We start from the raw sequence: 19,383 nt of genomic DNA on the forward strand, positions 1-19,383 counted from the left end.
AGCGTGTGGGGAGAGGGCTGTGCGGCCCCCTCCCGGCGTGGTCGTCGGATCGCGGCCTCGATCCGGCGTCCGTCCTCCACAGACTGCCTCGCGCCGTTGTCGTACGCGAGCCGTACTCTGGGCCCCATGCAGAGCGCGTCGGACCGCCACGAGTACCCCGCCCACTGGGAAGCCGACGTGGTGCTGCGCGACGGCGGCACCGCGCGCATCCGCCCCATCACCGTCGATGACGCCGAGCGCCTGGTCAGCTTCTACGAGCAGGTGTCGGACGAGTCGAAGTACTACCGCTTCTTCGCGCCCTACCCGCGACTGTCCGCCAAGGACGTCCACCGCTTCACGCACCACGACTTTGTGGACCGGGTGGGACTCGCGGCCACGGTCGGCGGCGAGTTCATCGCCACCGTACGCTATGACCGCATTGGCGCCGACGGGACGGCCGCCCCGGCGCCGGCCGACGAGGCCGAGGTCGCGTTCCTCGTGCAGGACGCCCACCAGGGTCGCGGTGTCGCCTCCGCCCTCCTCGAACACATCGCGGCCGTCGCGCGCGAGCGCGGCATCCGGCGGTTCGCCGCCGAGGTGCTCCCGGCCAACACCAAGATGATCAAGGTGTTCACGGACGCCGGCTACACCCAGAAGCGCAGCTTCGAGGACGGCGTCGTGCACCTGGAGTTCGGCCTCGAACCCACCGAGCGCTCCCTCGCGGTGCAGCGCGCGCGGGAACAGCGCGCCGAGGGCCGCTCCGTGCGGCGACTGCTGGTGCCCGGCTCGGTCGCCGTCATCGGCACCGGCCGCACCCCCGGCGGCGTCGGCCGCAGCGTCCTCGGCAACCTCCGCGAGGCCGGCTTCACCGGCGACCTGTACGCCGTGAACAAGGCCTTCCCCGAGGACATCGAGGAACTCGACGGCGTGCCCGCCCACCGCTCGGTCCGCGACATCGGCGGGCACGTCGACCTCGCGGTCGTGGCCGTCCCGGCCGACCACGTGCCCGAAGTCGTCGCCGAGTGCGGCGAGCACGGCGTGCAGGGACTCGTCGTCCTGGCCGCCGGGTACGCCGAGAGCGGCCCCGACGGGCTGCAGCGCCAGCGCGAACTCGTGCGGCACGCGCGCGCGTACGGGATGCGGATCATCGGCCCCAACGCCTTCGGGGTCATCAACACCTCCCCACAGGTACGGCTGAACGCGTCACTGGCCCCGCAGATGCCGCGCCCCGGCCGGATCGGCCTGTTCGCCCAGTCCGGGGCCATCGGCGTGGCCCTGCTCTCCCGGCTGCACCGGCGCGGCGGAGGCGTCACCGGGATCACCGGCGTGTCGACCTTCGTCTCCTCCGGCAACCGCGCGGACGTGTCCGGCAACGACGTCCTCCAGTACTGGTACGACGACCCCGACACCGACGTCGCCCTGATGTACCTGGAGTCCATCGGTAACCCGCGCAAGTTCACCCGGCTCGCGCGGCGCACGGCCGCGGCCAAGCCGCTGGTGGTGGTCCAGGGCGCCGGCTCGGCCCCCCAGGGCCACGCCGTACGGGCCACGCGGCTGCCCCGCGCCACGGTGTCCGCCCTGCTCCGCCAGGCCGGGGTGATCCGCGTGGACACCATCACCGAACTGGTCGACGCGGGCCTGCTGCTGGCACGCCAGCCGCTGCCACGGGGACCGCGCGTGGCCATCCTCGGCAACTCGGAGTCGCTGGGGCTGCTCACGTACGACGCGTGCCTCTCCGAGGGTCTGCGCCCGCAGCCGCCGCTGGACCTCACCACGGAGGCGTCGGCGGAGGACTTCCACGCCGCGCTGGCGCACGCCCTGGCCGACGAGACGTGCGACGCGGTCGTGGTGACCGCGATCCCCGCCATCGGCGAGGCGTCCCCCGACGACGCGGAACTGGCGCAGGCGCTGCGCTCGGCCGCGGCCGCCGGTCCCGCCAAGCCGGTGCTCGTGGTGCACGTGGAGCTGGGCGGCCTCGCGGAGGCCCTGTCCGCCGCGACGAGCACCGCCCCACGCGCGCGTACGGCGACCCCGGCCACGGCGGCGGCCGAGGCCGGGCCGACGGGAACCGGGACGACCGGGACGACCGGGGCGGGGACGACATCGACCGGCCCCGGCTCGGCGACGGCCGTGTCGACGACGCCGACCGGCACACCCCCCGCTCCCGCCGCCGTGCCCGGCGAACCCGCCGAGCGCTCCCGAGCCCCCGAGGGCGCCCACCTCATCCCCGCCTACCCCGCCGCGGAACGCGCGGTCCGCGCCCTCGCCGAGGCCGTGAAGTACGCGCAGTGGCGGCGCGAGGCCGCCGAACCCGGCAAGGTGCCCGAGCACGAGGACATCGACGAGAAGGGCGCCGCCGCGCTGATCGGCAGGCTTCTAGCGCGCGGACAGGGCCTCACCCTCGGCACCGACGAGACCTGCGAGCTGCTCGGCCGGTACGGCATCCCGGTCCGCCGGGCCATCCCCGCACCCACCCCCAACGAGGCCGCACGGGCCGCCGGCGCCCTCGGCTACCCCGTCGCCCTCAAAGCCACCGCACCCCACCTGCGCCACCGCGCCGACCTGGGCGGCGTCCGCCTCGACCTCGCCGACGAGGAACAACTGCGGCGGGCGTACGCCGAGTTGACCGAGCTGTTCGGGGCTCCGCAGCAGCTGCGCCCGGTGGTCCAGGCGATGGCCCCGCGCGGGGTGGACACCGTCGTCCGGGCGGTCATCGACCCGGCGGCCGGAGCCGTCCTGTCGTTCGGACTCGCCGGCGCCGCCTCGCAGCTGCTCGGCGACATGGCGCACCGCCTGATCCCGGTCACCGACCGGGACGCCACCTCCCTGGTCCGGTCGATCCGGACGGCACCCCTGCTGTTCGGCTGGCGCGGTTCGACGCCCGTCGACACCCCCGCCCTGGAGGAGCTGCTGCTGAGGGTGTCCCGCCTGGTGGACGACCACCCGGAGGTCGTCGCGGTGACGCTGGAGCCGGTCGTCGTCGCCCCGCACGGCCTGAGCGTTCTCGGCGCCTCCGTCAGCCTCGCGCCCCCGCCCGCCCGCGACGACCTCGGCCCGCGGACGCTCCCCGTCTACTGAGACGGCCGTGACCGGTCCCTCGCAGTCAGTGGGTCCCCGTAGGATGGAGGACATGGCCAAGACCAGTACGACGACCCAGGGGCTGCGTGCGGCGATCGAGCGCAGCGGCTACTACCCGGCCCTCGTGGCCGAGGCGGTGGAGGCCGCCGTGGGCGGCGAGCCCATCCGGTCGTACCTGGTCCACCAGGAAACCACGTTCGACCAGAACGAAGTCCGCCGGCACGTGACCGTGCTGGTCCTCACCGGCAACCGCTTCATCGTCAGCCACACCGACGAGCAGGCCGCCGACTCCACCTCCCCGACGCCGTACGCCACCACGTCCACCGAGTCCGTGAAGCTCGGCCGGATCTCGTCGGTCGTGCTGAGCCGTGTGGTCGCCAACCCGGAGTCGTACACGCCGGGCAGCCTGCCGCGCGAGGTCGTGCTGACGATCGGCTGGGGTGCGGTCTCCCGCATCGACCTCGAGCCGGCCGCCTGCGGCGACCCGAACTGCGACGCCGATCACGGCTACACCGGAAGCTCGACGGCGGACGACCTCAGCCTGCGCGTCAGCGAGGCCGGGGACGGCCCGGAGACGGTGCGCCAGACCCTCGCCTTCGCGCAGTCCCTCTCCGAGGCGACCGCGGACCAGACCGCGTAATGGCTCAGCCCGCCGTCTGGGACGACCCGGAACCCCTCGCCGTCTCCTCCGCACCCGTCCCCCAGTACGGCTCCGGCTCCCTCGCCGACCTGCTGCCCACGCTGGCCGCCGGCATGGGCGTCCCGGGCACGACCGCGGCCATCGCGGAACTCACCCCGGCCGACCGCAACTGCGTCTTCCTGATCGACGGCCTCGGCTGGGAGCAGCTCAAGGCCCACCGTGACGAGGCGCCCTACCTGCACAGCCTCCTCGCCGGCTCGCGCGGCGGCACCGGGCGCCCGCTCACCGCCGGCTACCCGGCGACCACCGCGACGTCGCTCGCCTCCGTCGGCACCGGCCTCCCGCCGGGCGCGCACGGCCTGCCGGGCTACACCGTCCGCGACCCGGCCACCGGCGAGCTGATGAACCAGCTCCGCTGGCAGCCGTGGACCCCGCCGCACGCCTGGCAGCCGTACCCCACGGTCTTCCAGCTGGCCGACGCGGCCGGCGTGCACACCGCACAGGTGTCCTCGCCCCACTTCCAGAACACCCCGCTCACCAAGGTCGCCCTCAGCGGCGGCACGTTCCACGGGCGCCTCACCGGCGAGGAGCGCATGGACTTCGCGGCCGAGCAGCTCGCGGCCGGCGACCGGTCCCTGGTCTACACGTACTACGCCGAACTCGACGGCGCCGGTCACCGCTACGGCGTCGCGTCCGACACCTGGCGCGGCCAGCTCATGTACGTCGACCGCCTCGTGCAGCGCCTCGCCGAGCAGCTCCCGCCGCGCAGCGCGCTCTACGTCACCGCGGACCACGGCATGGTCGACGTGCCCTTCGACGAGGACCACCGCATCGACTTCGACGCGGACTGGGAGCTGCGCGCCGGGGTCGCCCTGCTGGGCGGCGAGGGCCGTGCCCGTCATGTCTACGCCGTGCCGGGCGCCGAGGACGACGTCCTGACCTGCTGGCGCGAGGTGCTCGGCGAGCAGTTCTGGGTGGCCTCGAGGGACGAGGCGATCGCCGCGGGATGGTTCGGCCCGCACATCGACGAGCGGGTGTACGCCCGCCTCGGCGACGTGATCGCGGCCGCCCGGGACGACGTCCTGCTCATCGCCTCGGAGCGCGAACCGAAGGAGTCGGCCATGGTCGGCAACCACGGCTCCATGACCCCGGCCGAGCAGTTCGTGCCGCTGCTCGAAGTACGCTCCTGACGCCCGTCGCCCCGACCACGCCACCCACATCCCACCGAAAGGTGCTCGACTCCCCATGCCCGAGCTGGTGTTCTTCTCCGGAACCATGGACTGCGGGAAGTCCACGCTGGCTCTCCAGATAGAGCACAACCGCTCCGCGCGCGGACTCCAGGGCATCATCTTCACCCGCGACGACCGCGCCGGTGAGGGCAAACTCTCCTCCCGCCTCGGACTGGTCACCGACGCGGTGGAGGTCGAGGACGGCCAGGACCTGTACGGCTACCTCGTCGACCACCTCTCGCACGGCGGCCGCGCCGACTACGTGATCGCGGACGAGGCGCAGTTCCTCGCGGAGGAGCAGATAGACCAGCTCGCGCGCGTGGTCGACGACCTGGAGATCGACGTCTACGCCTTCGGCATCACGACCGACTTCCGCTCCAAGCTGTTCCCCGGCTCCCAGCGGCTCGTCGAGCTGGCCGACCGCGTGGAGGTCCTCCAGGTCGAGGCCCTGTGCTGGTGCGGCGCCCGCGCCACGCACAACGCCCGCACGGTCGGCGGGGTGATGGTCGTCGAGGGCGCGCAGGTCGTGATCGGCGACGTGGACCAGGCGGACACCGTCGGCTACGAGGTCCTGTGCCGGCGCCACCACCGCCGCCGCATGACGGCCGCGTCGGCCCGCGCGGCGGTCCTGTCGCCGGACGTGCTGCCGGTCAACTCCGCCTGACCGGGCGCCCGCGGTTCCCACCAGGCGGACGGGCGGGCGCCGCCCTACGGCTTACGGGCCAGTCCGGCGGCGATGAGGCGCTCCCAGACGGTGAGTTCCCGTTCGCCGTCGCCGCTCCACGGGCTGTCCACCACCTCGGGCCGCCAGCGCGGCGCGGGCACTATGCCGGGGGCGAGGATCTCCAGGCCGTCCAGGAGGGACTCGATCTCCTTGTCGGTGCGCCACCGGCCGCGGCCGAACGTCTCCTGGAGGACCCGCTCGGCCTCCGCCGTCTCTGGGTTGTTGCCGGAACGGAAGTGGCTGACGAAGAAGTAGCTGCCGGAGGGCACCTGGTCGCGCCAGTAGCGGACGATCCCGGCCGGGTCCTCCTCGTCGTTGACGTGGTGGAGGATGGCGCTGAACATCACGGCGACGGGCCGGTCGAAGTCGATCAGCCCCACGGTCTCCGGGTGCGTGCGTATGGCCTCGGGGTCGCGTACGTCGGCCGGGACCACCCGGGTCCGGTCGTTCTCCTCCAGCAGGGCGCGCCCGTGGACCAGCACCTGGGGGTCGATGTCGACGTACACGACCCGGGACTCCGGAGCATGCCGCTGCGCGACCTGGTGGACGTTGTCCGCGGTGGGAAGACCACTCCCGAGATCGATGAACTGCCGTACGCCGGTGGTCGTCGCGATCTCCCGGACCGCCCGTATCAGAGCCGCGCGGTTGGCGAAGGCGATCGCCAGCGAACCGGGGAGATCACGCTTGAACACGTCGCCGACCTGCCGGTCCACGGCGTAGTTGTCCTTGCCGCCGAGCAGATAGTCGTAGACGCGGGCGATGCTCGGCCTGGTGGGGTCGATCGGGGAGCCTTCATCCTTCATACGGGCCATCTTCTCCCGTGACTCCGGCTGCCGACCACCGTTTCGGGAGCGTCGACCCGGCGGGTCTCACGGCTCGTCAGGTCGGTTGCCGGGCAGCCGCGTCGGCCCCCGACGGACAGCGCACCGGCCTCAGAGAGACTCCTGCATCAGCGCGAAGCGGGCCCCCTCCGGATCGGCGACCGTCGCCACGCGCCCGTGCGCGCCGTCCCGCGCCGGCGCGAGGAGCCGGCCGCCCAGGCCGGCGACCCGCGCGACCGCCTCGTCCACGTCGTCCACCTGGAAGTACGTCATCCAGTGCGGTCCGCGGTCCCGGGGCAGGGCGTTGCCCAGGCCGTGGACTCCGGCGACCGGACGTTCCGCGACGTTCAGCGTGACGTAGTCGAAGTCGTCGGCCACCACGGCTTCCCGGCGGTAGCCGAACACCGTCTCGTAGAACTTGACGACGCTCGCCGACTCGAAGGTCAGCAGCTCGTTCCAGGCGGGGGTGCCGTGCACGCCCGTGATGCAGGTGCCGAGGTGGGCCGTCGCCTGCCAGATGCCGAAGACCGCGCCGACCGGGTCGGAGCCGATGGCCAGGCGTCCGGCGTCGGCGGCGTCCAGCGGACCGACCCCGATCGTGCCCCCGCTCAGGCGCACCGTTTCGGCGGTGGTGTCCACGTCGTCGGAGGCGAGGTAGGGAGTCCAGGCCACGGGGAGGTGCCGGTCCGGGGGGAGTTGGCCGATGCCGGCCACCTCACGGCCGTCGAGCAGGGCACGTGCGTACGGGCCGAGCTGATGCGGTCCGGGTTGGAACGTCCAACCGAACAGCTCGCCGTAGAACTCCTGCGTGGCCGTCAACCCGTGCACCATCAAGCTCACCCAGCAGGGTGTGCCGGGTACGTACCGAGTGTGCGCTTCGCCGTTCAGGCCGGCCGGCCCACGTGCCTCGGGCATCGTCACTCTCTCCTCGGCCACTCGCGGTGGCCGCGTCGCTTCCGCACCCCGGGGCCGATGTTCGCACCACCCACGGTGCCGAGCGCTCCGGGCGCGCCGTCGTCGTGCGGCGGGCGTGTCGGGAGGCCGCCCGGTGTGCGGTTCCTCATCCGTCTTCGTGCGATTGCCGAAGGACGCCGATCGGCCGTACGGCATGTGCCCGGTCCCGTACGCCGGGTGATCGGGCCCGTCCGGCCGAGCAGAGTAGCCGGGCCTGGACGGCGGGGCCACCCCGTGCGCGAGGATGGGGCCATGAACGCCATCATCTCCGCATCCGAACTCGCGAGCGCCCTGACGGGGGAGAACCCGCCGGTCGTGCTGGACGTCCGCTGGCAGCTCAGTGTGGCGAAGGCGGCCGGAGAACCGCCGTTCGACGGCCGTGCCGCCTACACGTCCGGGCACGTGCCGGGCGCCGTCTACGTGGACCTGGACCGGGAGCTGGCCGGGGCGCCCGGCGGGGGCGGCCGCCATCCGCTGCCGGACCTGGCGGAGTTCGGCGCCGCCATGCGCCGAGCGGGTGTGTCGGCCGCCCGGCCGGTGGTCGTGTACGACGGCGGACAGGGCTGGGCGGCGGCCCGCGCGTGGTGGCTGCTGCGCTGGACAGGTCACCCGGACGTGCGGGTCCTCGACGGCGGGTTGACGGCGTGGCAGGGAGAACTGTCGGTCGACGTCCCGGCGCCCGGAGGAGGCGACTTCGAGCCGCGGCCGGCCGCCACGGGACTGCTCGACGCGGACGCGGCGGCGGTGCTGGCCCGCTCCGGCGTGCTGTTCGACGCGCGCGCGGGCGAGCGGTACCGGGGCGAGGTGGAGCCGATCGACCGGGTCGGCGGACACATTCCGGGCGCCGTCTCGGCGCCGACCACGGACAACGTCGGCCCGGACGGCCGCTTCCTGCCCGTCGGGGACCTCAGGGACCGTTTCACGTCGCTCGGGGCGACCGACGGCAGCGAGGTGGGCGTGTACTGCGGCTCCGGCGTCTCCGGCGCCCACGAGGTGCTGGCGCTCGCGGTGGCGGGGATTCCGGCGGCGCTGTACGTCGGTTCCTGGTCGGAGTGGTCCTCGGACCCGTCCCGCCCGGTCGCCGTCGGACCTGACCCCCGGTAGGTCCGTCGCACGCGACGAGGAAGCGCGGCAAGGAAGGAGGGGCCGCACCGAACAGGTGCGGCCCCTCCGTACGTATGAACCCGTGTGCGAACCCACTCCGGCGAAGCGTCGGCCACCACCACCGGGCCGCCGTGCGGCGGCCCGCTCCCGTGCTCCTGCTTACTCCTGCTTCTTGCGCCGGGTGCCGAACACGATCTCGTCCCAGCTGGGCACCGCCGCGCGGCGGCCGGGGCGGACGCCGTCGGCCTCGGCCTGACGGTCCGTGGAACCGATGAGCCGATCGCGGTGGCTGCCCACGGAGCGGGGCATGAGGACGTCCGCGTAGGCGGAACCGGCGGACGCGGCGGGCGCCGGAGGCTCCTCGAGGTCCGCTTCCTCGGCGGGCTCCTCCGGTTCCTCGGAAGGGATCTCCGGGACCACCATGTCGCCCCGGAAACTCGGCACCGCTTCCAGCAGGCTGGTCAGCGAGTCCCGCTCGCGCTCGCCGGTGCTCTCCTCGGGAGGCTCGGAGGGCTGTGCGGGCAGGCTCGCCCGGTCGAGAGCGCGGTCCATCGTGCGGTCGCGGGGCAGCCGGGCGATGCGCGGCACGAACGGGAAGCTGGGCTCCGGCGCGGCGAGGTCGTCGGACTCGCCGATCAGCGAGCGCGCCTCGTCGTCGACGGCCTGGACGAGCCGCCTCGGCGGGTCGTACGTCCAGCTCGCCGAGTGCGGTTCGCCCGCCACCAGGTAGACGAGCAGGACCTCCCAGGTGCCGTCGTCGCGGCGCCAGGAGTCCCACTGCACGGTGTCCTTGTCGGCGCCGCGCAGCGTCAGCCGCTCCTGCACGGACTCGCCGAGCTGGGGTCCGGCGTTCTCACCGGGCCGGCGGACCGGGGTCTTGCGGGCGCGCTCGGCCATGAACGCGCGCTCGGCCAGCACGGGGCCCTCGAAGCGGCGTACGCGGTCGACGGGGATGCCTGCCATCTGCGCGACTTCTTCCGCGGTCGCGCCGGCACGTATACGCGCCTGGATGTCGCGGGGGCGGAGATGGCTCTCCACCTCGATCTCGATCTGGCCGAGGCGGGGACGGTCGCCGCGGACGGCGGCGCGCAGACGCTCGTCGATCGGAAGCGTGTACTCCGTGCTGTCCGCAGCCTTCAGCACCAGCCGTGTGCCGTCATTCGAGACGGCCACGACACGCAGTTCGGGCATGGGGACCTCCCGGGTGGTGCCTGCCGACGTCACGTGCGTCGCTGCTTCCGCTAGTCGAGTGTGGCCTGCCCGGGTGCAGCCTGCCACAACCTTGCCGAGTTGCCCGGCGTGTCGCGCGAGGGCCCTTGATCGCCGTTATGACACGGTTATCAATTCGCCACGCTAAGTGACCAACTCCGTAACCCTGCGCAATCGGCCCCCTCCTGACTGTCCGTCGAGGCTCCGGACATCCTGGTGGGAGACCGGACCCAGGGCTCGCCACAGTACTCCATTCGGGCCACGTGCGTGGCTCGGCGCGCCGCCCAACTTCCGGCAAGGGGTGCGGCTTGTTGATTCGGCAAGCGCTTTCCGCGATCTCGGGCGTGGCGTACGTCACGCAGCCGCCGGAGGTCGGGAAGGCGGCGGCGGGCGAGGGGGGAACCGGCCTGAGCGTCCCTCGGGCCGTGGGCACCGCAAGGGCGGGATCGACAGTCACCGCCCCCACGCCGGCGAGCCCGCTACTGCCCCAGGACCCTCCGCAGGTAGTCGTTCTGGAAGCGCCGGTCGGGATCCAGCCGGTCCCGCAGTGCCGTGAACTCGCCGAACCGCGGGTAGACCCCGGCGCAGTACTCCGCGTCCCGCGTGTGGATCTTCCCCCAGTGCGGCCGGCCCTCGTGCGCGGTGAAGATGTGTTCGGCGGCGGTGAAGTATCCCCGGTAGGGCGCGCCCTTGGCCATGTGGACGGCGACGTACGCGCTGTCGCGGCCGGAGGCGGTGGACAGGGTGATGTCGTCGGCCGGCGCGGTGCGCACCTCCACGGGGAAGCTGATCCGCAGCGGAGAGCGTTCGATCATGGCCCTCAGCTCGCGCAGCGTCTCGGTCACCGCCTCGCGCGGCACGGCGTACTCCATCTCCACGAACCGGACCCGGCGCGGCGACGTGAAGACCTTGTACGGGATGTCCGTGTAGCTGCGTGCGGAGAGCGCCCTGCTGGACACCTCGGCGATGGCCGGGACGGTGGCCGGCACCGCCCGGCCCACCCACTGGGCCGCCTGGAAGACGCCGTTGGAGAGGAACTCGTCCTCGAACCAGCCGGCCAGTCGCCCCACCGGCCTGCGCGGGCCCGCGCTGCGGTTGTTGCGCTTGGTGTTGGTGTTGCCGGTGTGCGGGAACCAGTAGAACTCGAAGTGCTCGTTCTCGGCCCACAGTTCGTCGAAGTCGGCGAGGACCTTGTCGAACGGCATCGGTTCCTCGCGCGCGGTGAGCAGGAAGACCGGCTCCACGGCGAAGGTGATCGCGGTGACGACGCCGAGGGCGCCGAGACCGATCCGGGCCGCAGCGAAGACGTCCGGGTTCTCCTTCTCCGAGCAGGTCAGCACCGAGCCGTCGGCCGTGACCAGCTCCAGGCCCCTGATCTGCGCGGCGATGGAGGCCGACTCGCGGCCCGTGCCGTGGGTGCCCGTGCTGGTGGCCCCCGAGACGGTCTGCTCCATGATGTCGCCCATGTTGGTGAGCGACAGCCCCTCGCGCGCCAGCGCCAGGTTGAGTCTCTTGAGCGGGGTGCCCGCCTCGACCGTGACGGTCATCGCTTCGCGATCGATGTCGCGGATACCGGTCAACAGGTGAGGGCGGATCAACACGCCGTCCGTCGCGGCGATCGACGTGAAGGAATGGCCCGTGCCGACCGGCTTGACCGTCAGTCCGTCCTCGGCCGCCCGGCGCACGGCCGCGGCCAGCTCGTCGACGGAGGCGGGTGTGACCTCCCGCGCGGGGCGGGAGACGACGTTGCCGCCCCAGTTACGCCACGTGCCGCTCTTCCCGCTCGCTGTGCTGCTCAACGGTGCCTCCACGACCCGGCGCCGGCCTGCTGAGCCGACGGTACCCGAGGAAACCGACCGCGACCGCGACGGCCCCGGACACCGCCGGAACCCCGTACCCGGCCCGCGCGCCCGCCGTGTCGATGACCCAGCCGGCGATCGAGGAGCCCAGCGCGACCCCGACCGCGAGCCCGGTGCTCACCCAGGTCATGCCCTCGGTCAGCTGCGCCCGTGGTACGTGCTCTTCGATGAGGGACATCGTCGTGATCATCGTGGGAGCGATGGCGAGGCCCGCGACGAAGAGCGCCACGGCCAGAAACGGCAAGTTCCCGACCAGTAGGAGGGGGATCATACTCACGCCCATCATGAACACGCCCAGCAACCAGCGTCGTTCCGGGGCTCCCTGGGGGCGCAGCAGGCCGAAGACCAGACCCGCCGCACAGGAACCGGCCGCGTAAAGCGCCAGGACGACGCTCGCGGCGGCTTTGTGCCCCTGCTCGTCGGCGAACGCGACGGTGACCACGTCGACCGCCCCGAAGATCGTCCCCGTCGCCACGAACGTCGCCACCAGCACCTGCAGACCGGGCGAGCGCATCGCCGTACCGCCGCCCTTGTGGTCGCGCGGGTGGGGCTCGGGTTCGGTGGCCCGTTGCGCGGTCAGCCAGAAGACGCCGACGGCGAGGAAGCAGGCCGCCAGCAGCGGGCCGGCCTCCGGGAACCAGGCCGTGGACAGGCCTATGGAGATGATCGGGCCGAAGATGAAGCAGACCTCGTCCACCACGGACTCGAAGGAGTACGCGGTGTGCAGCTGCGGGGTGCCCCGGTACAGGGCCGCCCAGCGGGCCCGGATCATCGCGCCGAGAGAGGGCACCGTACCGATCGCGGCGGCGCACGCGAACAGCACCCAGTCCGGCCACGTGAAGTGCGCCGCCAGCAGCAGCCCCGCCGCGGCGGCGAGCGCGACCAGCGTGGCGGGCCGCAGCACCCTGCGCTGCCCGTGCCGGTCCACCAGGCGGGAGATCTGCGGCCCGATCGCCGCCGCCGACAGCGCGATGGTCGCCGAGAGGGCGCCCGCGAGGCCGTAGCGCCCGGTGAGCTGGGAGACCATCGTGACCACGCCGATGCCCATCATCGACAGCGGCATCCGGCCGAGGAACCCCGCGGCGGAGAAACCCCTCGAGCCTGGGGCGGCGAACAGGGCGCGGTAGGAGCTGGGCACGGAGATCTCCGTCGGGTCCGGTCACGCGTGCGTGGCGGCTCGGCACGGCGCGAGGAAGGGTGTTGCTGCGGGGCTCGGCAGGACATGCGGGAGTGCGCTGCCCACCCGGTAAGGCGTGTACGCAGCCGATACAGCTTACGAGTTAGGTAACCCTAACGCACCCCCGCGCGCGTTCCCCTTCAGGGCGGTCGCCCGCCACGGCACCCGGAGTTTCCGGGCTGTCGGCGACGGGTGGCAGGATCGAGACATGCCAGACGCGCTCGATGCCACCCCCTACGACGCCCTGCTCCTGCTCTCCTTCGGCGGACCTGAAGGCCCGGACGACGTGGTCCCGTTCCTGGAGAACGTGACACGCGGGCGCGGCATCCCCAAGGAACGCCTCAAGGAAGTCGGTCAGCACTACTTCCTGTTCGGCGGGGTCAGCCCCATCAACGGCCAGAACCGCACCCTGCTGGACGCCCTGCGCCGGGACTTCGCCGACCACGGACTGGACCTGCCGGTCTACTGGGGCAACCGCAACTGGGCCCCGTACCTCACGGACACCCTGCGCGAGATGGTCGCCGACGGCCGCCGCCGCGTCCTCGTCCTCGCCACCAGCGCCTACGCCTCCTACTCGGGCTGCCGCCAGTACCGCGAGAACCTCGCCGACTCGCTGGCCACGCTGGAGGCCGAGGGCCTGGAGCTCCCGAAGATCGACAAGCTGCGGCACTACTTCAACCACCCGGGCTTCGTGGAGCCCATGGTCGACGGTGTGGTCCGCTCCCTGGCCGACCTCCCCGAGGACGTCCGCGACGGCGCCCACATCGCCTTCACGACCCACTCCATCCCGACGGCCGCCGCCGACACCTCCGGCCCCGAGGAGGGCCACGGCGACGGCGGGGCGTACGTCGCGCAGCACCTGGACGTGGCCCGGCTCGTCGCCGACGCCGTCCGTGAGCGCACCGGCGTCGACCACCCCTGGCAGCTCGTCTACCAGTCCCGCTCCGGCGCCCCCCACATCCCGTGGCTGGAGCCCGACATCTGCGACCACCTGGAGGAGCGGCACGCCGCCGGGGCACCGGCCGTCGTGATGGCCCCCATCGGCTTCGTCTCCGACCACATGGAGGTCCTGTACGACCTCGACACCGAGGCCACGGCCAAGGCCGCCGAACTGGGCCTGCCGGTGCGCCGCTCGGCCACCGTCGGCGCCGACCCGCGCTTCGCCGCCGCCGTCCGCGACCTCGTCCTGGAGCGCGCCGCGGCCGAGAACGGCCGGGACGTCACCCCGTGCACCCTGGGCGCGCTCGGGGCGAGCCACGACGTCTGCCCGGTGGGCTGCTGCCCGTCCCGCGCCCCCAGGCCCGCCGCGGCGGGCGCCGACAGCCCGTACGCGTGAGGAGCGCCGTGACCGACCCCCTGCACCGGGAACTGCTCGAACTCGCGGAGGAGGCCGCCCGCCGGGCCGGCGAACTGCTGAGGGACGGCCGGCCGGCCGACCTCGCGGTCGCCGCCACCAAGTCGAGCCCCATCGACGTCGTCACCGAGATGGACATCGCGGCCGAGAAACTGATCACCGGTCTGATCTCCGAACACCGCTCCGACGACGGCTTCCTCGGCGAGGAGGGCGCCTCCGCCGAGGGCAGCAGCGGCATCCGCTGGGTGATCGACCCCCTCGACGGCACCGTGAACTACCTCTACGGCCTGCCCACCTGGGCCGTCTCCATCGCCGCCGAACAGGACGGCGAGACCGTCGTCGGCGTCGTGGCGATCCCGATGCGCGGCGAGACCTACCGCGCGGTGCGCGGAGGCGGCGCGTGGGCGACGGGAGCCTGGGAGGGCGAACGCCGCATCACCTGCCGGCCGCCGGCCCCGCTCGAACAGGCGCTGGTCTCCACCGGCTTCAACTACGTCACCGAGGTCCGCACCCACCAGGCCGACGTCTCCCGGCAGCTGATCCCGCTGCTGCGCGACATCCGGCGCGGCGGCTCCGCGGCCGTCGACCTGTGCGACGTGGCCGCCGGCCGGCTCGACGGGTACTACGAGCGCGGTCTGCACCCGTGGGACCTCGCGGCGGGCGACCTGATCGCCCGGGAGGCGGGCGCCCTGACCGGTGGACGCCCCGGAGAGCGCCCCTCGCGCGAGTTGGCGATCGCCGCGACGCCGGGTGTCTTCGAGCCCCTCCAGCGGCTCCTGGAGGGTTTCGGCGCCTGGCACGACTGAACGCACGAAGACGCGTCCGCTGGACGCACGACGACGCGTCCGCGGGGCGTCCGGCCGCATGCCCGGCCGGACGCCCGACGCGGGCACACGAAGGGGCCCCGGCGCTGGATTCGCCGGGGCCCCTCCGTCGTGCGTGCGAACTGCTCAGACGCTTGTCGCGCCGACCTGCACACCGTGCTCGGCGGCGAGACGGCGCAGGTCGTCGAGCTCGCCCTGTTCGACCTCCACGAGGAAGTCGTCGCCCTCGCTTCGAGCCCGCGTCAGATCGGACTCGGTCGCCCTTATGCGCTGCAGAAGTCCTGCGGTGAATGCGTCCATGCTGCGCCCCCTCGTCCTTGGTCGTGGGTCTGTGGCACGGGGGTGTGCCGATTGGGAAGGGGCGATCACGTCTCCAGTAGGTGCCCAGCGCTGCCCGGCCGGGCGGCGACGGTGCCGGACACCCACGCCCGCTCTGCGGAAAGCGGATCGCGGAGTGCCGCATGGTGCTGCGGCACATGCAGAGCGTGATCGCGGGGTGTAAAGCCGTCCTCCCCCCGCTCCCTCCCGCAGAAACCTCAACCCGGCGAGAAAATCCGGCATTCCCGGGCCTCACACCTGCCCCTCACGGCCCCGCACCCGCCTTACCGCCGACTTATGGCCGAAAAGGGCAGGATGGAAGCCCACACCCACCGAATCCCCTGCCCGCGTGCGCCCACAGCGCGCTACGCGGGTGGACACAGGAAGGACAAGCGACGTGCGCGTACTCGTCGTCGAGGACGAGCAGCTGCTCGCCGATGCGGTGGCCACCGGACTGCGCCGTGAGGCCATGGCCGTCGACGTCGTGTACGACGGTGCGGCCGCCCTGGAGCGCATCGGCGTCAACGACTACGACGTGGTCGTCCTCGATCGTGACCTCCCGCTCGTGCACGGCGACGACGTCTGCCGCAAGATCGTCGAGCTGGGCATGCCCACCCGCGTGCTCATGCTCACGGCCTCCGGTGACGTCAGCGATCGCGTCGAGGGCCTGGAGATCGGTGCCGACGACTACCTCCCGAAGCCCTTCGCCTTCAGCGAGCTGATCGCACGCGTGCGGGCCCTGGGCCGGCGCACCAGTTTGCCGCTGCCGCCCGTGCTGGAGCGCGCCGGCATCAAGCTCGACCCGAACCGCCGCGAGGTCTTCCGGGACGGCAAGGAGGTGCAGCTCGCACCCAAGGAGTTCGCCGTCCTGGAGGTGCTGATGCGCAGCGAGGGCGCCGTCGTCTCCGCGGAGCAGCTCCTGGAGAAGGCCTGGGACGAGAACACCGACCCCTTCACCAACGTCGTGCGCGTGACCGTCATGACCCTGCGCCGCAAGCTCGGTGAACCGCCGGTGATCGTCACGGTCCCCGGCTCCGGCTACCGGATCTGATCCCATGGCCACGACTCCGGCGCCTCCCCAGGCGCCCCCGAAGCCCACCTGGGACCCCAGGAGGCCGCAGGCCCCCTTCCCCTGGCTGCGCCCGACCATCCGGATACGGCTCACGCTGCTCTACGGCGGGATGTTCCTGATCGCCGGCATCCTGCTGCTGTCGATCATCTACCTGCTGGCGGCGAACGCGCTCAACGTGGGCAGCGACCTGCCCTTCAAGATCCTCGCCGGCCAGGTCGCCAGCGACATCTGCAACTTCTCCAACGAGCCGACCGCCAGCGAGCTCAACCGCGCGATGAACGAGTGCGTCAACCAGCAGCGCCAGCACGCACTGGACGACCTGCTCAGCCGCTCGCTGCTGGCCCTGCTCGGACTCGCCGTGATCGCCTTCGCGTTCGGCTACGCCATGGCCGGCCGGGTGCTGGCCCCGCTCGGCCGGATCCTGCGCACCGCGCGCTCCGTGGCGGGCTCGGACCTGTCCCGCCGTATCGAGCTGGACGGGCCGGACGACGAGCTGAAGGAGCTGGCCGACACCTTCGACGACATGCTGGAGCGATTGCAGCGGGCCTTCACCGCCCAGCAGCGTTTCGTGGGCAACGCCTCGCACGAGCTGAGAACGCCGTTGGCCATCAACCGCACGCTCCTCGAGGTCCACCTCTCCGACCCGAACGCGCCGGTGGAACTCCAGCAGCTCGGCAAGACGCTGCTGGCCACCAATGAGCGCAGCGAGCAGCTCGTGGAGGGCCTGCTGCTGCTCGCCCGCAGCGACAACCAGATCGTCGAGCGCAAGCCGGTCGACCTCGCCGAGGTCGCCGGGCAGGCCATCGACCAGGTGCACGGCGAGGCGGAGGCGAAGGGCGTACGGATCCGTGGCAAGCGGGATTCCGCGGTCGTCCAGGGCAATGGCGTACTGCTGGAGCGGATCGCGCTTAACCTGGTGCAGAACGCCGTGCGCTACAACGTCCCCGAGGACGGCTGGGTCGAGGTGACCACCGAGGTCCTGCACGGCCAGGCGGTGCTCGTCGTGTCCAACACGGGCCCGGTGGTGCCCGCCTACGAGATCGACAATCTTTTCGAGCCCTTCCGGCGGCTGCGCACCGAACGTACGGGCAGCGACAAGGGCGTCGGGCTCGGTCTGTCGATCGCGCGCTCCGTGGCACGGGCGCACGGCGGCCATATCGCGGCCCAGCCGCGCGAGGGAGGAGGGCTCGTGATGCGAGTCAGTCTGCCGCTGTGAGACCCGGCCGCGGCACACATGGGCTTGTTCGCTCTGCGCGGAATTTTTCGGGCCTCGATCGAGCTTTCCCATGTGTGATCGATCACAAGAGCGATTTTCCGGTCATCTACTCTCCGTGATCATGGATGCTGTCGGAAAGCCCGGAAACTCCGGGTTTTCAGGGGTCCTGATCACGGGAAGTACACGATGAGGCGCCTTTGTGGTGCGGCATTCGGACCGTGTACGGTCCCGATCGCCATCCAAGCCGATCACTCGTGAGGAGTCCGGTTGGGTGTCGATTGAGTAACAGACCTTGATGTGAGGCAAAATCTCCGCCTCGAGGCGGGCACAAGTCCGGCCTCTCACGCGTTACGTGCGCTGGAGACACCGCAGAAACCCAGAGGGGGAGAGGCGAAATGGCAACCGATTACGACACCCCACGCAAGACCGACGACGACGTTGACTCCGACAGCCTTGAAGAACTGAAGGCCCGGCGGAACGACAAGTCCGCCTCCGCGGTCGACGTCGACGAGTTCGAGGCCGCGGAAGGCCTCGAACTGCCCGGTGCAGACCTCTCCAACGAGGAGCTGGCTGTCCGGGTACTGCCCAAGCAGCAGGACGAGTTCACTTGCATGAGCTGCTTCCTGGTGCACCACCGCAGCCAGCTGGCCCGCGAGAAGAACGGCCAGCCGATCTGCCGCGACTGCGACTGAGGGCGGGTCGGCCGTGACTGGCTCGACCCCTCCTCGGAAGCGCCGCTTCCCCCTTTTGGGAGCGGACAAGGGGCCGTCCGACGGCCCTCACGGCGTGCGTGACGACGAGCGAGGCCCATCCGGCAAGGGAGTTCTCCCTGCGGGATCGGCCTCGCTCGATGCGGCGGGCGGCCGGGGCGATCTCCCGGCGCCGGCCCAGGGCGCCGCGCCCGTCGCCCGGCGACGGGCCGCGGCGATCCGGCACAAGGCGGTGGACCTGGCCAAGGAAGGTGCCCGCAGGGGCGGCGACCGCGCCAGGGCGGGCATCGCCCGTCTCGCCGACCGGATCATCGACATGGCCCCGCGGATCCCCGTACGGGATCTTCGGACGCTGCGCCGGCAGTTCCCCGGGCTCGGGCCGGAGCAGATCGCCGACAAGCTCGTGGCGGGCGCGGCGAAGGCCACGTCCACCGTGGGCGCCGGTGTCGGTGCGGCGGCCATGCTCCCCGTACCGCCGGCGATGCCGGCCGAGATCGCCGCGGAGATCAGCGGCGTGGCGGCGATCGAGCTGAAGCTGATCGCCGAACTGCACGAGGTCTACGGGGTGCGCCCCGCCGGGAACCTCGTGGACCGCAGCACCGCGTATCTGCGCTCCTGGTCGGGCGAGCGCGGTGTGGACGTACTGAAGCCCGCCTCGTTCAACTCGGCGCTCGGCGGCCCCCTGAAGCGCGAGCTGCGGCAGCAGGTCATGAAGCGCACGGTCCGCAACCTGCCGAACCTCATGCCCTTCCTGGTGGGTGCCGCCGTGGGCGCGCTCATGAACCGCCGGGACACCAGGAAACTGGCCGCCAAGGTCCGGGCCGACCTGCGCAGGATGCAGGTGCCGTGGGACGCGTTGCCCGACCTGCCGCCTCTGGAACAGCCGCAGAATCCGCTCCCGCTCGGGGACAGACCCGGGGAGCTCGGCGGCTGAGCGAAGTCTTTGCGCGGCGGAGGCGAAACCTTTGCCCGCGCCGCGACCTCCCGTCCACCTGGTCCGGCGACCTCACAGGCCGATACGCCTAGGGCGTGTTTCGAAAGTCCCGTCTGCCCGGCGACGCCTGGCACGCACGCTCGCCGCGTTGTCGGGGTCGCCCCGATACAACCAGTATCGG

General features: G+C 72.2%; 17 protein-coding genes. 11 read left to right on the forward strand and 6 right to left on the reverse strand.

What is annotated here, in order from left to right; genetic code table 11:
* The first annotated feature begins 126 nt into the window (after nucleotides 1-126).
* From AB0N31_RS28135 to AB0N31_RS28150, 4 genes are read left to right on the forward strand one after another with little or no spacing between them, the layout of a single operon-like run.
* The gene (locus AB0N31_RS28135) at nucleotides 127-3,057 is read left to right on the forward strand and encodes a GNAT family N-acetyltransferase (RefSeq protein WP_366061235.1); all 2,931 of its coding nucleotides are present in this window, start codon (nucleotides 127-129) and stop codon (nucleotides 3,055-3,057) included.
* A gap of 52 nt (nucleotides 3,058-3,109) precedes the next feature.
* Nucleotides 3,110-3,697, forward strand: coding sequence for a DUF5998 family protein (locus AB0N31_RS28140; protein WP_366061236.1), 588 nt, complete (start codon nucleotides 3,110-3,112; stop codon nucleotides 3,695-3,697).
* Nucleotides 3,697-4,887 (forward strand): nucleotide pyrophosphatase/phosphodiesterase family protein, encoded by a 1,191-nt coding sequence (locus AB0N31_RS28145; RefSeq protein WP_366061237.1) that lies wholly within the window; start codon nucleotides 3,697-3,699, stop codon nucleotides 4,885-4,887. Before AB0N31_RS28140 ends, AB0N31_RS28145 begins: the two co-directional genes overlap by 1 nt.
* 55 nt (nucleotides 4,888-4,942) lie before the next feature.
* Nucleotides 4,943-5,590 carry a thymidine kinase gene (locus tag AB0N31_RS28150; protein WP_366061238.1) on the forward strand — a complete coding sequence of 216 codons (648 nt, stop codon included), beginning with the start codon at nucleotides 4,943-4,945 and terminating at the stop codon, nucleotides 5,588-5,590.
* 44 nt (nucleotides 5,591-5,634) lie between these two features.
* On the opposite strand, the gene AB0N31_RS28155 is transcribed toward AB0N31_RS28150, so the two are convergent.
* Both AB0N31_RS28155 and AB0N31_RS28160 read right to left on the reverse strand, forming a co-directional pair.
* The gene (locus tag AB0N31_RS28155; RefSeq protein WP_366061239.1) at nucleotides 5,635-6,453 is read right to left on the reverse strand and encodes an SAM-dependent methyltransferase; all 819 of its coding nucleotides are present in this window, start codon (nucleotides 6,451-6,453) and stop codon (nucleotides 5,635-5,637) included.
* 129 nt (nucleotides 6,454-6,582) lie between these two features.
* The gene (locus tag AB0N31_RS28160; protein WP_366061240.1) at nucleotides 6,583-7,386 is read right to left on the reverse strand and encodes a VOC family protein; all 804 of its coding nucleotides are present in this window, start codon (nucleotides 7,384-7,386) and stop codon (nucleotides 6,583-6,585) included.
* A 291-nt stretch (nucleotides 7,387-7,677) separates the two neighbouring features.
* Here AB0N31_RS28160 and AB0N31_RS28165 point away from each other — a divergent pair, with 291 nt between their 5' ends.
* Nucleotides 7,678-8,529: a sulfurtransferase gene (locus tag AB0N31_RS28165; protein ID WP_366061241.1), complete on the forward strand. Its 852-nt coding sequence runs from the start codon at nucleotides 7,678-7,680 to the stop codon at nucleotides 8,527-8,529.
* A 159-nt stretch (nucleotides 8,530-8,688) separates the two neighbouring features.
* Here AB0N31_RS28165 and sepH read toward each other — a convergent pair whose 3' ends face one another.
* The 3 genes from sepH to AB0N31_RS28180 form a co-directional block, all read right to left on the reverse strand.
* The gene (sepH, locus tag AB0N31_RS28170) at nucleotides 8,689-9,720 is read right to left on the reverse strand and encodes a septation protein SepH (RefSeq protein WP_366061242.1); all 1,032 of its coding nucleotides are present in this window, start codon (nucleotides 9,718-9,720) and stop codon (nucleotides 8,689-8,691) included.
* Between the two features lie 497 nt (nucleotides 9,721-10,217).
* The gene (locus tag AB0N31_RS28175; RefSeq protein WP_366061243.1) at nucleotides 10,218-11,537 is read right to left on the reverse strand and encodes a D-arabinono-1,4-lactone oxidase; all 1,320 of its coding nucleotides are present in this window, start codon (nucleotides 11,535-11,537) and stop codon (nucleotides 10,218-10,220) included.
* Nucleotides 11,497-12,735 carry an MFS transporter gene (locus AB0N31_RS28180; protein ID WP_366061244.1) on the reverse strand — a complete coding sequence of 413 codons (1,239 nt, stop codon included), beginning with the start codon at nucleotides 12,733-12,735 and terminating at the stop codon, nucleotides 11,497-11,499. The genes AB0N31_RS28175 and AB0N31_RS28180 overlap by 41 nt, the downstream gene beginning before the upstream one ends.
* Nucleotides 12,736-12,982: 247 nt before the next feature.
* Here AB0N31_RS28180 and AB0N31_RS28185 point away from each other — a divergent pair, with 247 nt between their 5' ends.
* Together AB0N31_RS28185 and AB0N31_RS28190 are read left to right on the forward strand one after the other, a co-directional pair.
* Nucleotides 12,983-14,110, forward strand: a complete 1,128-nt coding sequence (locus tag AB0N31_RS28185) for a ferrochelatase (RefSeq protein ID WP_366061245.1) — start codon at nucleotides 12,983-12,985, stop codon at nucleotides 14,108-14,110.
* Nucleotides 14,111-14,118: 8 nt separating this feature from the next.
* Complete coding sequence (locus AB0N31_RS28190) at nucleotides 14,119-14,934, forward strand: inositol monophosphatase family protein (RefSeq protein WP_366061246.1); 816 nt, start codon at nucleotides 14,119-14,121, stop codon at nucleotides 14,932-14,934.
* A gap of 144 nt (nucleotides 14,935-15,078) precedes the next feature.
* On the opposite strand, the gene AB0N31_RS28195 is transcribed toward AB0N31_RS28190, so the two are convergent.
* Entirely contained in the window at nucleotides 15,079-15,252 is a 174-nt protein-coding gene (locus tag AB0N31_RS28195; protein WP_366061247.1) for a hypothetical protein, read from the reverse strand.
* Between the two features lie 415 nt (nucleotides 15,253-15,667).
* On the opposite strand from AB0N31_RS28195, the gene AB0N31_RS28200 reads away from it, so the two are divergent.
* The 4 genes from AB0N31_RS28200 to AB0N31_RS28215 all read left to right on the forward strand — a co-directional run bounded on the left by AB0N31_RS28200 (nucleotide 15,668) and on the right by AB0N31_RS28215 (nucleotide 19,202).
* Nucleotides 15,668-16,321: a response regulator transcription factor gene (locus tag AB0N31_RS28200; protein WP_020125132.1), complete on the forward strand. Its 654-nt coding sequence runs from the start codon at nucleotides 15,668-15,670 to the stop codon at nucleotides 16,319-16,321.
* A 4-nt stretch (nucleotides 16,322-16,325) separates the two neighbouring features.
* Complete coding sequence (locus AB0N31_RS28205; RefSeq protein ID WP_366061248.1) at nucleotides 16,326-17,558, forward strand: HAMP domain-containing sensor histidine kinase; 1,233 nt, start codon at nucleotides 16,326-16,328, stop codon at nucleotides 17,556-17,558.
* 395 nt (nucleotides 17,559-17,953) lie between these two features.
* Complete coding sequence (locus AB0N31_RS28210; protein WP_003993510.1) at nucleotides 17,954-18,250, forward strand: DUF4193 domain-containing protein; 297 nt, start codon at nucleotides 17,954-17,956, stop codon at nucleotides 18,248-18,250.
* 13 nt (nucleotides 18,251-18,263) lie between these two features.
* Nucleotides 18,264-19,202: a hypothetical protein gene (locus tag AB0N31_RS28215; protein ID WP_366061249.1), complete on the forward strand. Its 939-nt coding sequence runs from the start codon at nucleotides 18,264-18,266 to the stop codon at nucleotides 19,200-19,202.
* Nucleotides 19,203-19,383 lie beyond the last annotated feature (181 nt).

Source organism: Streptomyces sp. NPDC051051 (assembly GCF_040682975.1).
GTDB lineage: Bacteria > Actinomycetota > Actinomycetes > Streptomycetales > Streptomycetaceae > Streptomyces.

Coding starts and splice junctions, on each gene's coding strand:
- AB0N31_RS28135 (WP_366061235.1), top strand. CDS start 127: ATGCAGAGCGCGTCGGACCGCCACGAGTACCCCGCCCACTGGGAAGCC.
- AB0N31_RS28140 (WP_366061236.1), top strand. CDS start 3,110: ATGGCCAAGACCAGTACGACGACCCAGGGGCTGCGTGCGGCGATCGAG.
- AB0N31_RS28145 (WP_366061237.1), top strand. CDS start 3,697: ATGGCTCAGCCCGCCGTCTGGGACGACCCGGAACCCCTCGCCGTCTCC.
- AB0N31_RS28150 (WP_366061238.1), top strand. CDS start 4,943: ATGCCCGAGCTGGTGTTCTTCTCCGGAACCATGGACTGCGGGAAGTCC.
- AB0N31_RS28155 (WP_366061239.1), bottom strand. CDS start 6,453: ATGAAGGATGAAGGCTCCCCGATCGACCCCACCAGGCCGAGCATCGCC.
- AB0N31_RS28160 (WP_366061240.1), bottom strand. CDS start 7,386: ATGCCCGAGGCACGTGGGCCGGCCGGCCTGAACGGCGAAGCGCACACT.
- AB0N31_RS28165 (WP_366061241.1), top strand. CDS start 7,678: ATGAACGCCATCATCTCCGCATCCGAACTCGCGAGCGCCCTGACGGGG.
- sepH (WP_366061242.1), bottom strand. CDS start 9,720: ATGCCCGAACTGCGTGTCGTGGCCGTCTCGAATGACGGCACACGGCTG.
- AB0N31_RS28185 (WP_366061245.1), top strand. CDS start 12,983: ATGCCAGACGCGCTCGATGCCACCCCCTACGACGCCCTGCTCCTGCTC.
- AB0N31_RS28195 (WP_366061247.1), bottom strand. CDS start 15,252: ATGGACGCATTCACCGCAGGACTTCTGCAGCGCATAAGGGCGACCGAG.
- AB0N31_RS28205 (WP_366061248.1), top strand. CDS start 16,326: ATGGCCACGACTCCGGCGCCTCCCCAGGCGCCCCCGAAGCCCACCTGG.
- AB0N31_RS28210 (WP_003993510.1), top strand. CDS start 17,954: ATGGCAACCGATTACGACACCCCACGCAAGACCGACGACGACGTTGAC.